The organism is Thermostichus sp. MS-CIW-40 (assembly GCF_054058315.1).
On record NZ_JBSSAC010000011.1, the window covers coordinates 13018 to 25611 of the forward strand.

General features: G+C 55.4%; 10 protein-coding genes. 3 read left to right on the forward strand and 7 right to left on the reverse strand.

The genetic code is table 11. The features are described from left to right. Positions 1–46 precede the first annotated feature (46 nt). Entirely contained in the window at positions 47–472 is a 426-nt protein-coding gene (locus ACVWXF_RS05290) for a DUF1499 domain-containing protein (RefSeq protein WP_457473837.1), read from the reverse strand. Positions 473–622: 150 nt separating this feature from the next. Here ACVWXF_RS05290 and ACVWXF_RS05295 point away from each other — a divergent pair, with 150 nt between their 5' ends. Continuing rightward, on the forward strand, positions 623–1351 hold the full coding sequence (locus tag ACVWXF_RS05295; protein ID WP_457384496.1) for a Uma2 family endonuclease: 729 nt from the start codon (positions 623–625) through the stop codon (positions 1349–1351). A 23-nt stretch (positions 1352–1374) separates the two neighbouring features. Continuing rightward, complete coding sequence (locus ACVWXF_RS05300) at positions 1375–2100, forward strand: Uma2 family endonuclease (RefSeq protein ID WP_457473838.1); 726 nt, start codon at positions 1375–1377, stop codon at positions 2098–2100. A 33-nt stretch (positions 2101–2133) separates the two neighbouring features. Here ACVWXF_RS05300 and ACVWXF_RS05305 read toward each other — a convergent pair whose 3' ends face one another. The 3 genes from ACVWXF_RS05305 to crtH all read right to left on the reverse strand — a co-directional run bounded on the left by ACVWXF_RS05305 (position 2134) and on the right by crtH (position 7885). Next, positions 2134–4833: a class I SAM-dependent methyltransferase gene (locus ACVWXF_RS05305; protein WP_457473839.1), complete on the reverse strand. Its 2700-nt coding sequence runs from the start codon at positions 4831–4833 to the stop codon at positions 2134–2136. A gap of 26 nt (positions 4834–4859) precedes the next feature. After that, on the reverse strand, positions 4860–5759 hold the full coding sequence (locus tag ACVWXF_RS05310; protein WP_457473840.1) for a hypothetical protein: 900 nt from the start codon (positions 5757–5759) through the stop codon (positions 4860–4862). A gap of 569 nt (positions 5760–6328) precedes the next feature. Then, on the reverse strand, positions 6329–7885 hold the full coding sequence (crtH, locus tag ACVWXF_RS05315; protein ID WP_457473841.1) for a carotenoid isomerase: 1557 nt from the start codon (positions 7883–7885) through the stop codon (positions 6329–6331). Positions 7886–8088: 203 nt separating this feature from the next. On the opposite strand from crtH, the gene ACVWXF_RS05320 reads away from it, so the two are divergent. Beyond that, positions 8089–9108, forward strand: a complete 1020-nt coding sequence (locus tag ACVWXF_RS05320; RefSeq protein WP_457473842.1) for an aromatic ring-hydroxylating dioxygenase subunit alpha — start codon at positions 8089–8091, stop codon at positions 9106–9108. Here the strand turns inward: ACVWXF_RS05320 and ACVWXF_RS05325 are convergent. The 3 genes from ACVWXF_RS05325 to ACVWXF_RS05335 form a co-directional block, all read right to left on the reverse strand. Continuing rightward, on the reverse strand, positions 9091–10041 hold the full coding sequence (locus ACVWXF_RS05325) for an ABC transporter permease (RefSeq protein WP_457473843.1): 951 nt from the start codon (positions 10039–10041) through the stop codon (positions 9091–9093). The genes ACVWXF_RS05320 and ACVWXF_RS05325 overlap by 18 nt on opposite strands. Further along, entirely contained in the window at positions 10035–11174 is a 1140-nt protein-coding gene (locus tag ACVWXF_RS05330; RefSeq protein WP_148202818.1) for an ABC transporter ATP-binding protein, read from the reverse strand. Before ACVWXF_RS05330 ends, ACVWXF_RS05325 begins: the two co-directional genes overlap by 7 nt. 224 nt (positions 11175–11398) lie before the next feature. Then, complete coding sequence (locus ACVWXF_RS05335) at positions 11399–12253, reverse strand: PD-(D/E)XK nuclease family protein (RefSeq protein ID WP_457473844.1); 855 nt, start codon at positions 12251–12253, stop codon at positions 11399–11401. Positions 12254–12594 lie beyond the last annotated feature (341 nt).

Consider the following 12594-nt stretch of genomic DNA (forward strand, 5'->3'; position numbering starts at 1 on the left):
CAAAAGATGCGGATCCACATAAGTCTCCCGCCTTGTCCTGTCGGCCCTAGCTCTGCTCCAGCAACGACCGCAAAGTGTTCAGGTACTCGTTGATGTTGCGCCGGTTGCCGCCGAAATCATATTCCCCAACACGGCCTTCGGAAGTAATGTGTAGACGAGTATGGCCAGGATCCCCTTCTATTGGCGACAGCGAAACCGTTAGATCGTCCACGAACTTAAAAAAGTTGGTGCGGGAGATCCCCTTCACTTCCATCGCCTCAGCATCCACAGAGACCAGTTCCCCCCGCTTCCAAACTTGAAAGGCTTGCTCAGCCGCTTTTAACACCTGGTCTGGGCTGTCTGCAATCACAACTTCCTGTTCTGCGCGATTGTAGGGGGATCCACCCAGGGTGGCCGCTTGTGCGGTGGGGATCCCGCTTGCCAAGCCGAAAAGCAGCACCGCTATCACCACCAAAAGTTTCCAGAAAGACATGCGGACAAAAGGAGAAGTTTACATCTCTTATTATGCCTTTCAGTTAGTAGAACGCTCCTGTTATCACCCTGTCAGCCTGAAGCAGAGCACCTGCCGGCGGTTCTATCGATGGGTTAGCCTACAGCTAATTCACTTGCCCCGAGTGCAAAAATGCTGGCCCAAGAAAAACTCCAAGAGAAAGCCGAGGAAAAGATTACTCCCCTCACCCGCCAGCAACTGGCGGAGCTCATGCCCTCGGCCCAGGGGCTGCTCAGCGATGAACCCGAAATGGAACACTCCCTGCATGCCCTGCAGCTTTTGATTCTGGTCAGCTGCCTCGCCCGCCTCTGGCAAGACCGCAACGACTACTTCCTCGCCTGGAACCTCACCGTCTACTACAGCCGAGAGCAACTCAAAAATAAAGACTTCCGCGGGCCAGATCTGTTTTTGGTCAAAGGGGTAGAAAACCGCCCCCGCCCTTCTTGGGTGGTGTGGGAAGAAGGTGGCAAATACCCGGACTTGATCATTGAGCTGCTTTCGGAATCGACTGCCAAAGTGGATCGGGGTGAGAAGCGGGAGCTTTACGAAAGGATTTTCAGGACACCGGAGTACTTTTACTATTCTCCGGAGACGCAGGAGTTTATGGGTTTGCGACTGAGGGGGGAGAAGTACGAGGAGATTGAGCCAACGGAGCAGGGCTGGCGCTGGAGCGAGATGCTGGAGCTGTATCTGGGGATCCATAACCAACAACTGCGCTACTTTTTCCCCAATGGGGAGCTGGTGCCTACTCCTGAAGAAGCTGAGAGAATCGAGCGCCAACGTGCTGAGCAAGAGCGACAGCGAGCAGAGCGCCTGGCCCAGAAGCTGCGGGAGCTGGGGGTGGATCCCGATACCTTGTAAGGGTAAAGAGAGGAGAACTGGCAATGACTAACCCGAACCCAATTACGGAGGTGCTGGATCCGGTTTATCTACCCGAGTTGCCCCCCACCCAAGACGAGCTCCCCTACGACGACAGCGAACCTATGGAAAGCTGGCGGCACAGGTGCCAGATGGACTTGCTCATCTCCACTACCCAAACCTGGTTGCAGCAGCGCCCTGATGGCTTTGTCGGTGGCAATATGTTTCTCTACTACAGCTTGGAGCAGACCAGCGGCCGCAATTTCAAAGGGCCGGATTATTTTGTGGTGTTGGGCGTGCCTAAAGGCGAGCGCAAAAGCTGGGTGATTTGGGAGCAGGGCAAAGGGCCGGACGTGGTGATTGAGCTTCTTTCTCCCAGCACTGCCCAGGAGGATAAAACAAGCAAAAAGCAACTTTATGAGCAGATTATCCGGGTGCCGGAGTACTTTTGGTTTGACCCGTTTGATCCAGAAGACTGGGCGGGGTTTCGGCTAAGGGGCGGCCGCTATGAGCCAATTCAAGAGGATGCAGAGGGTTGCTTGCCGAGCGAGGTTTTGGGATTGTGCCTAGTGAAGTGGGAGGGCAGGTTTCGGGACATCGAGGCCACCTGGATTCGCTGGGCCACTGCTGCTGGGGAACTGGTACCCACCGAGGCCGAACTGGAGCGGCAAAGGGCTGAGCAGGCCGAACAACGGGCAGGGCGCCTGGCCCGGAAGCTACAAGAGCTAGGGGTAGATCCAGACGCCCTGTAGACAGCCAAGTAACTCAAGACAACAGATGGATCCCTAGGAGGCCAACAGCAACACAGGTAGCTTTTGAATAGCAGGCCGTAATCCCTTGGGAAAGCGCTCCCGCTTCAAGAGATAGCGATAGTTGAGTTGGGGAATAAGTCTCTCCCATTGATAGGGGTTCAAGCCAGCTACCACTGAACAGAACGGCTCTCTACTGAGCTCTAACCCCTCTTCCATGAGCCTGAGAGCTATGTTGCCTGCAGCTATCTCCAGAGTTTGATTGGCCAGTTGCGGATCCGGATCCCCTAGGAAGATCAGAGCATAGTCTTCTGGCTGAGGACTGCGCAGAATTGGCTCCAGCAAGCCCTCCAGTTCTTGGATAAGCTGCTCTGTCTCCATTTCCCAGTAGGGGAAAAGGCCCACGTTGATCTTGCTCAGGCGGATCCCTTGTGGTTTGGAGGTTTCTGTTATGCTATCTCTAACTCTAATCACTACCAGGTTTTCTGAAGGACTCAGCCAAACCCCTGTGTAATCGACGCTATGCAACCTGAAAAAGGCTCCGATTTCCTGCTCGAAGTCATGAACAGCTTTCCAACATCCTTGCCAGTGTCCGTAATCATCGATTTGGATGAATCCTTGGGAATGAACCTGATCATAGAAATGATGAAAAATATCCATCGTTGATTGATACCAGTCAGCATCTGCATGCAGCAGAGCAACCTCGCCCACTTGATCTCGATAGATAGGCAAGGTGTCGGCAAACAGCCCCGGCACAGGAACAATTAGATCCCAGACCCCTAGTTCCCTGGCAATCACCTCTAAGTTCTCCGAAATGGGTGCTGCTAAGGCACCGGATCCAAAACCCGTATCGTTGGCACCAACTCCTCGATAATCTCGATCCACCTCTGTTGGATCAGGCATACCTGAGAAGGTATCGAAAGCATATAGCTTGCGAGGTCGACGGCTATAGTTCTTAATCACCCAGGCCAGCAAAGCTGAGCTTCCACCCCTGCAAACACCACATTCTACAAAGTTCCCAGGAATGTCTTCTTCACAAACCTGCTTAGCCAGTGAATAAAGGCTCCAAAGACGCTCAAAGCCCAGCAAGGTAAAAGATTTAACTTTCTCTAGCACCCTAGACAACTCAAGGTTACAGACCGGATAGTCCTTGAGGTGCTCTGGCAATGTCCAATTCACAGCAGGGTCTGGAATATGCTCAACGGGCCTGACATTGCCTCGCCAGGCCACTCCCATAATTTGCATGGTCTGGTAAATCATCGTGTTCCAGCCCCTGTCTCTCAAGTAATTCAAACCTTCAGCCACATCCGGCGAGGCCAGATCGTGAAATAGAATCAAGGCATCCTCAGCAGCGTATTGCTCTGCCACTTGAGCATCCTGCAAGGGAGCCGGCGAGTCATGATTCCCATCAATGTAAATTAAAGACCAGCGACGATCCTCTTGCTGGGCAATTTCCTCTACCTTTTCCGGACTGTAGCCAGGGTAGAGATTGACATTAGAGCGAACTCCAGCCGAGCAGAGAGACTGGTTCACGCTCTCATAAGCCAGTGGATTTTCCAAAATTGGATCGACAACATCGAGAATAACACCTCCTGCTGACAGGTGAGCAGTTGACCAGCCCAACCAACAGCCGATCTCCAGAGCAGATTTTCCTCGAAACTTTAGCGCAGTATTGTACAGAATGTGTGCCTCGTCCCGACTAACAAAGCCGATGGTAGGTTGACGTAGATCCGTATGCCAAAGGTGAGGAACTTCTTTCCGTAGATAAGGCCAGGGGTGAGAGCTTGGCTCGGCCGCAATCATTGAAGGAAAGCTATGGTCAAGATGTATTCTAATCTGGTTAGGCGATACGTAGTCGTATCTCTTGACCGGAGTGGAGATGATGCCTGCATACCGCAAGCTAGCTTCAATCTTAAAACCTTCAGTTGTAAGCGCAATATGAGTTGGTCTCACCTTAACGTCGGCTGTAAGATGTATGATTCCTACTGGATTGTGAGGTGGAAAAGGATCCACCCAAATCTTCCTTTGCAAATCCCATTGGGGCATCTCATAATGGGCTAGCCAGTTGCAATTTAATGGCAAAAGTTCAACTCTATCCAGACCTATATCTCTATAAATAGCCACGTTTAGAGCAAACTGGTCTGTCCACAAATCAAGGCACCTAGAAATAGCTTGACCTAATCTTTTGCCCCATATTGACCAATGAATAGACTGTCTGGCACCAGAAAACACACCAGCATTTAGCAGAGGCTCTATATCTAAACGATCAAATTCCGTGTGGTAGAAGTAAAGGTGGTAGTGCCAAGATATCCAAGTTTGCATCCAGGGTCTATTCTTATGTTTAGCTACTAACTCTGGAACTATTGAGAAGCTCTTTCTTTTTGCTCCTAAGACAAGAAGATCAATCGCAGACCAGTCTTGCACCCAAGCATCTGCATCAATCCAAATGTAAACTTCATAACCTGGGAAATATTCAGGCAAAAAAGGTCTAGAGACCAGCGCTTTGAGGTACCTAGGTTGTTTATCGACATCAGGAACGTTGTAATTCCAATCTGGCTCTACGATATAGTCAACGTACTGACCTATCCATCGCAACTGCTCTGGCGTACACCCTACATCAAAAAATCCAATATCTACAGAGTTGCCCTGTGGCTTTTCTCGAATAGAGAGAATAGTTCCCTGAACCAATTCAAAAAACTTGCTATCGGCACTTGTAACGATGATAGTTGAGTTCATGACTTCTATCTCTCCTCTCTAAGACCTTACTTCTTGTCGAAAAGATGAAATCTGTTTATGTAGCAAAGAGCTCCCTTTTGACCGGCTATGATCTCCCCCTGCCAGAGGAGATGAGAGGGATCCAGCATCTGGTCAATCCGCTTGCGGTCTTGCTCAGAGGTAAACTCCACGTAAATCACCTTGATGTCCCTAAGCTGCGGCTGCAGGTTAGCCAATACCTCCACCTCATCCCCACCCGTAGCTACCCTGAGCACATCGATGGACTCCAAACCCAACTCCTTCAAAGCTTCCCTGGCTTCTCGGAAAGGGAGCGGCTGCTCCACTCCCCACTCGGCCTGAGGATCCTCCGGCCAGAGCCGACAAGTTCTGCAGCTATTCTGCCCCGCTAGCCCCACCGGATGCACAAAGCAGTTGCCCAGGCCAAGAGCATTCTGCTGCAGCAGGTGCAAGGCCAAGGGATCCACCTCAAAACAATGAATGGCCGCCTCAGGGCAGAAACCCCGAAAACAAACGCTACCAAGGCCTACCCCAGCTCCGATGTCGATAACCGTCTGCACCTGACTAGACAGAAACACAGGAAAGTTAAGATACGTCCTCTCGTAAAAAACGGTGTCTGGGTAGAGCTTTACCGAAAACCTGAGTTTGCCAAAGTCAAAGCCAGTCAACACTGCTTCCATTAACTTACTGGCATTGGCCAAAAGAAGTTGGTGGTCCTCTGCCAAGACAAAAGCAAAGTTAGCCCTCACAGGCCGCCCCAGCCGCTGCAAGTCCTCAGCTGTGCACACCACAGCATCAAAACTAGGCCGACTGGCTGGCTCCCCTCTCACCTCGTGAGTTCGCTCGGGCACTCCCTTCTGCTGCAGCAGGGCACAGGGATCCCCAAACCCCTCTTCCACGTACAGCTCCAGCCGCGGCAGGTCCAGCAAGTCTGCTGCTATCACTTCCGGACAGCCGCAACTATAGCCAATAAGGATTTGAGGGGTGGCTGGAGAGCATGACTCTAGTCAATAATAAGCTCAACTATACTGAAAATAATGTATAATATGTTCAGTACGGATTACTACCAGTTGATCTTTCTGTTTACTTTCGAGTCTGCCAACATGGTAGCCAAAGCAAAGCAGAAAATTGGTAGTAAGACGACACGGAAACTGCGCTTTGGGTATTCTACTCAAAGCTTTGCGGGATACCGCCATTCTGTTTGGAAACAAACAGAATGCTATCGCTGCATAGTTGAACAGTGATGTTCAGCAGTGTTCAGCGTAAATGTATCAGATACTGAATACCGAGTTTGAAGAGGACATCTGTGTTGATTCTGGACAATGTCCTGATTCAAAGGCCTACAGCCTGCTTTCGGGAACGGACGCTATCTTACTGGCTAGCGTCTCATTGTTGTTTGAATTGACCATCAACTGCCTCCCAAACCCTCTGCGCCGCTCAACCCTCATCCCCTGCCCCTCTCCCAGAGGGAGAAGGGAGTAGCAAGGATAAGGGCAACCTAAACCAAATCCGCTGCCACCCGGTGGGCGCAGGCAAAGCCGGAGAAGGCAACGGCATTGAGCCCTTGGCCGGGGAATGTGCTATCCCCCACGCAGTACAAGTTGGGGATGGCGGTGCGATTGAAAGGCATGCCCAGCAAGCCCCAGGGATCCCGGCTGGGGATAGGCCCATAGGTGCCGTTGCTGCGGCTCAAAAAGCGGCGGTGGGTGCGGGGGGTGCCTATCTCCTTCAGTTCAATGTGGGATCCCAGTTGGGGCCAAAGGGCCTCCAGGCGGCGGATAAGCCGGTCGGCGGCTTGCTGTTTCTGGGTCTGGTACTGGCTTGGGCTTAACCCTTGCCAGGTGGATATCCAACTGGGGGTAAAGGCATGAACAATGTGGCGGCCTGGGGGAGCCAGGTCGGGATCCAACAGGGTGGGGACGGAGACGAAAAGGGTGCCCTGCTCAGCCTCCATCTGATCCCAGTCTTCCAGGAGAATGTGGTGACAATGGCATTCGCCGGCCAGGGCCTCGGCCCGCACCCCCAGGTGCAAGCTCAAGAAGCTGGGGGATTGCTGGTAGCGTTTTTGCCACTGCCGCTCCGCCCTGGGCAGGGATCCCGGCCATAGGCGCTCAAAGGTGTCCCAGCGGGTGGCATTGGAGATGATTGTGCGGGCAAAGAGCTTTTCCCCGCTGGCCAGTTCTACGCCCACCGCCCGACCTCTTTCTTCCAGGATCCGCCGCACGGGTGCTTTGTAGCGGATCTGCCCGCCATGGGCCTCTAGCCCCTGGGCCAGCTTTTGGGCGATCTGCCCCACCCCCCCTCTGGGATAGTTGACACCGCCGTAGTGTCGGTCACAAAACACCATCCCGGCATTGATGATGGGCGTGCGATCCGCCGGCACCACCGACCAGCAGTAGCACTCCATGTCCACAAAGCGCAGCAAATCCGGATCCCGCAGACAGCGCCGCGCTACCTGGCCCACATTCACCGGCAAATAGCGCGCCAAGGTCAGGCAGCCGAGGGGATTGCTCACAAAAGAACGAAATAGATAGCCCCACTCCTCCAACGAGAGCAGCTCCATGGCGTTGAGGCTGTTGAAGATGGGCCACAGGCTATCGTAGAACCGGCGAATGCCGGCGGCTTCCCGGGGAAAGTAGCCGGATAGCTCCTGCAAAAACTGCTCGTAATCCCGGTGTACTCGGGGATTCAGCCCCTTGGGCAGGTGGTAGGCAATCTGCACCGGATCGGGGATGGACTCCAGGGATTGGCCCACGGCTGCCAAGGCGCGGGTCAGCAAGTTGGTGGTGCCTTGGGTGCCCAATCCAAAGATCATGGAAGCGCCCACGTCAAAGCGGTAGATCCCGTTGCCTAAGGGATCCGGACGCTCAAAATAGCCGGCACTGCCCCCTGGAATGAGGTATTTTTCCAGCACCAGCACACGGTATCCTTTGGCAGCCAACTGGCTGGCCGCGACCAATCCCCCGATCCCCGCACCGATGACGATGGCATCCCAAGCAGGGGAAGGGGTGTACAGAGCCTGCAAGAGGGTCTGAGAAGGCAAAGTTGAGGTCAAGGGATCCCTCTGGAAACTCAAACGCAAGATCAGTATCTTTACCGTACCAGAGGTTCTAGGGTTTCCCCATGAGTTGAGCTCCCCTGGGAATGAGTTTGCCCAGATCTGCAAGATCCCCAAATAGAGATTGTGGCGCGGGCTACGGAACCGAATTCACGAATTTGCTATACAGAATCCGGCCACACGACACAGATGGTTTTGCCATGTTGGTGACCCAGCATCCTGTCTTTCGGCGCTTTTGGTATCCGGTGATGCCCCTCAGCCTATTGGAGCAGGGATCCCCGCAACCTTTCGAGCTGCTGGGGGAAAAGATCGTCCTTTGGCTGGACGAGGCCGGACAGCCCCAGGCAGCCGCAGACCGCTGCTGTCATCGATCGGCTCAATTGTCCAAGGGGATCGTTAGCAACGGCCACCTTCGCTGCCCCTACCATGGCTGGGAGTTTGATGGCACGGGAGCCTGTGTCAAGGTGCCGCAACTGCCGGATCAGTCCCGCATCCCGGAGAGCTACCGCATTCCCGCCTATCTCTGCCAGGCCCGCTATGGCTATGCTTGGGTGTGCTTGCATCCCCAGCCTCTACGGGGGATCCCGGTCATCCCAGAAGCCGAGGATCCCAGTTACCGGCTCATCCACGAGTTCTACGAACGCTGGGAATGTGCCAGCTTGCGCATCTGCGAGAACGAGTTCGATGCCGCCCACATCAGCTTTGTACACCAGAACACCTTTGGCAGTATGGAAGACTTGGTACCCAGCCACTTCGAGGTCGAGGAGCTGGACTACGGGATCCGCACCCGCACAGTGCTCGGTGTAGCCAACCCAGAGCTACAACAAAAAAACCTGGGCATTGCTGCCGCCAAAACCGAGCGCACCACCACTTCAACCTGGCATTTGCCCTTCACCAACCACCTTCACATCCGCTACCCCAATGGCCGCAGCCATGTCATCGTCAACATCCCCACCCCCATCAACGACCGAGCCTCCCAAGTGGTGCAGTTTTGTTTGCGCAACGACACCGAAGCCGATACCCCAGCCGCCGAGGTTATCCGCTTTGACCGGGCTGTAACTTTGGAAGACAAAGCCATTTTGGAGACCACGGATCCCGACGTGCCCCTCACCCTCAGCGCCGAGCAGCACATGCTCACCGATAAGCCCGGGATCCTGATGCGCAAGCAACTGGCGGCTCTGCTTAAAGCCCACAGCAGCTCCTCAAACCAGATTTTCTAGGCTGCGGGTGCCAGCGTAGCGGCTGTAGGCGTAGATCAACCCCAGGGTGAGGCCGGTGACCAAAAAGCTGAGGGCCGCCCCGAAAGGATAGTCCAGGCTGGAGCCAAACTGCAACTGAATCACATTCCCGATCAACAGCGTTTTGCTGCCCCCCAACAGATCCGGCACTACGAACATGCCGAAAGCCGGGATCCCCACCAGAATGAGGCCCGCCGCCAGTCCAGGCAAGGTCTGGGGCAGAAGCACCCACCAAAAGACCTGCCAACCCTTGGCATAGAGATCCCGTGCCGCTTCCGCCAGCCGCCAATCGATGCGCTCCACCGCCGTGTACAGGGGCAAGACCATGTAGGGCAAAAACGTGTAGACCATGCCCAGATAAACCGCCAGCCAACTGGGATACAGAGCCGTTTTCGGTGGGATCCAGCCCAGCCAGGCCGCCAAGCGAGCCGGCCACCCTTCCGGGGCCAGCACCACCATCCAGGCGTAGGTGCGGATCACCAGGTTCGTCCAAAAGGGCACCACCACCAAGGTGAGCAACAGATCCCGTTGTCGGGGTGGGTGGGCGGCAATGAAGAAAGCCAATGGGTAGGCCAGCAGCACGCAAAAAAAGGTGGTCACCCCCGCCACCAGCAGGCTGCGGCCCAAGATCTGCCAGTAGATGGGCGTCCATCCCAAGGGGCCAAAGCCGAGAATGCGCAGATAGTTCTCCAGGGTCAGGGGCAGTTGAACCTGGCCGAACTCCCCACGGCTGAGAAAGCTGTACACCAACAGCAACAGCCCCGGCAGCACCAGAAAAAACATCACCCACAGCACCCCTGGCCCGGCAAAAATTAGGCTGCGCCCCAACTCCTGCCAAGGGGTGAGCAGCTCCCCAAATCGCACCTGGGCTTGGCCAGGGATCCACTTGCCCACAGGAGATGGCAGCTTCAACATCCAGTCTCCTCCTGACGGGGATCCGGTCGCAAACGGATTAGGCTTTTCGGGGGTAGGTGGGCCACCAGCGCTGCGCCGATCTCAAACCCTGCATCCTCAATATCGGTGTTGAGGGCCGTGGCCTTGAGCTGCTGACCTTGGTTTGTCCGCAACAGGTATTGGTTCTCAGCCCCAGTGTAGATGAGGTTTTCCACCCGCACCGGCACCTGGTTGGGCAGCAGATCCCAGCCGCTGCGAGAGAGCTGGATCTTTTCCGGGCGAATAGCCAATTGCACCGGTTCCGAGCTGGCCGGGATCCCCAAGACCTTCAGCTTTCCCAAGGGCGTATCCACACAGTCCGTCCCACAGGCGATCCCCTCGATCAGGTTGCTGGCCCCTAAAAAGTCGGCTACGAAGGCCGTCGCCGGGCGCTCGTACACCTCATCGATAAGGCCCACTTGCTCAATGCGCCCCGCCCGCATCACCGCCACCCGGTCGCTGGTCACCAAAGCCTCTTCTTGGTCGTGGGTAACGAAAATAAAGGTCATGCCCAGGCGGCGCTGCAACTCGCACAACTGCACCTGAAGCTGCTTGCGCAACTTGGCATCCAACGCCGACAGCGGCTCATCCAACAAGAGCACTTCCGGCTCGTTCACCAAAGCCCGAGCCAAGGCCACCCGCTGCTGCTGTCCCCCCGACAGCTCATGGGGCTTCCGCTTGGCCAGAGCTGCAATCTCCACCAATTCCATAGCAGCCGCTACCCGCTTGCGCAGAGCTTCTCCCCGCACACCCCGCATGCGCAGGCCGAAGGCGATGTTGTCCTCCACCGTCATAAAAGGGAAAAGGGCATAGCTCTGGAACACGGTGTTGACATTGCGCTTGTGGGCGGGCAAGTGGCCCACCGGGCGACCTCGAATCACCACTTCCCCAGCATCGGCCATCTCCAGGCCGGCCAGGATGCGCAGCAGGGTGGTCTTGCCGCAGCCGGAAGGGCCCAGCAGGCCGAAAAACTCCCCCCGCCGGATGTTCAGCTCAATGCCATTGAGGGCCACAAAATCGCCAAAACGCTTGTAGAGGCCCGCCACTTCTACATCCCAGTCGGGATCCCGGACGGTGGAAGTACTGGAGATGACACTCGCGATCACAGTTGACAGCGCTGATAAAACCATCTAACCCAGTATGCAAGTCTCCGAGAAAATTGCAGTTATCCTCCACACCAGGGGCACAAGTTCCAGGCCAAGCCCTGCAACCGGGGATCCCTGGCCGTAGCCTTTCCAGATGGGAAACGTTGGGAACAAAGGACTCCGTCTCGCTATCGCGAACGGCCCCATAATAGGGTATGCATGGGTTGCTGCCAAAACAGCTCCTGCCCCGGCCCTCAATAGGTATCAGGGATGGGATCCTCAGGCGGCGCAGGCTCTTGCATGGGCCAAACCCAATCTGCGAGGTCTTGGGAAGGGATCCCTTCCGGTAGCAGCCCATGGCAGCGGGAGCGAAACAGACAACTGTTGCAGCGCTCAGTGTGGGGGGTCATGGGAAAGTCTTGCGCCTCCAGTTGCCGCAGGTGGTTCAGAGTGGCTCTTAGGTGGGCCAGGTCTTGCTCATAGGCGGCGGCGCTGTAATACCGGTGGAAGGGCTGCTGCGGATGTTGCACATACCAAAAGGTCAGTTGCACCTGCTCCGGCTCAAAAGGGCCTTCCAGGGGCAGCTGCTGGGCCACCTCGCAGAGCAGCAGAGGGTAAAGGCGCACCTGCCAGTCTTGGGCCAACTGTTCATCGCGAGGACGTTGACGCTCAGTTTTCCAGTCCAGGATGTGCAGGGATCCGGGGATAATCACCAGCCGATCCAAACGGGCTATCAGCTTAAAGCCCTCAATCCGTTGCCACAGGGGCAACTCCGCCAACACCCGTCCCTGGGGATGGGCATGGGAGCTGGCCAAGAACACCTGCCACCACTGCTGCACCCCTTCATCCAGGGCAGACAAACGCGGCTCCACCTGCCGCCCGCGGCTGTGCCACTCCACCAAACGGTGAAACTGCCGTCCGCGCCTCTGCTCCAGTTCGTGCTCAAAAACACTGGCAGCGGGCCAGATCAACCGCTCCAGGTACACATAGCGAAACAGGCGGGGGCAATGGTCCAGCAGGGCCAGCGAAGAGGCGGAGAGGTTGACCTGCTCAAGACTCAACCTCTCCAGAGAAGGGGCAGCAGGGATCCCAGACAAAGTGCTCCGCACCGCTGTCGCGAAGGGGAAGAGCTGGCAAGAGGGGGCTAAGTTCCACTGCTCTCAGGATACCCCCACCGCCACCAGGGGTCGCCCAGCGGAGGAGCATGACTCTAGTCAATAATAAGCTCAACTATACTGAAAATAATGTATAATGTGTTCAGTACGGATTACTACCAGTTGATCTTTCTGTTTACTTTCGAGTCTGCCAACATGGTAGCCAAAGCAAAGCAGAAAATTGGTAGTAAGACGACACGGAAACTGCGCTTTGGGTATTCTACTCAAAGCTTTGCGGGATACCGCCATTCTGTTTGGAAACAAACAGAATGCTATCGCTGCATAGTTGAACAGTG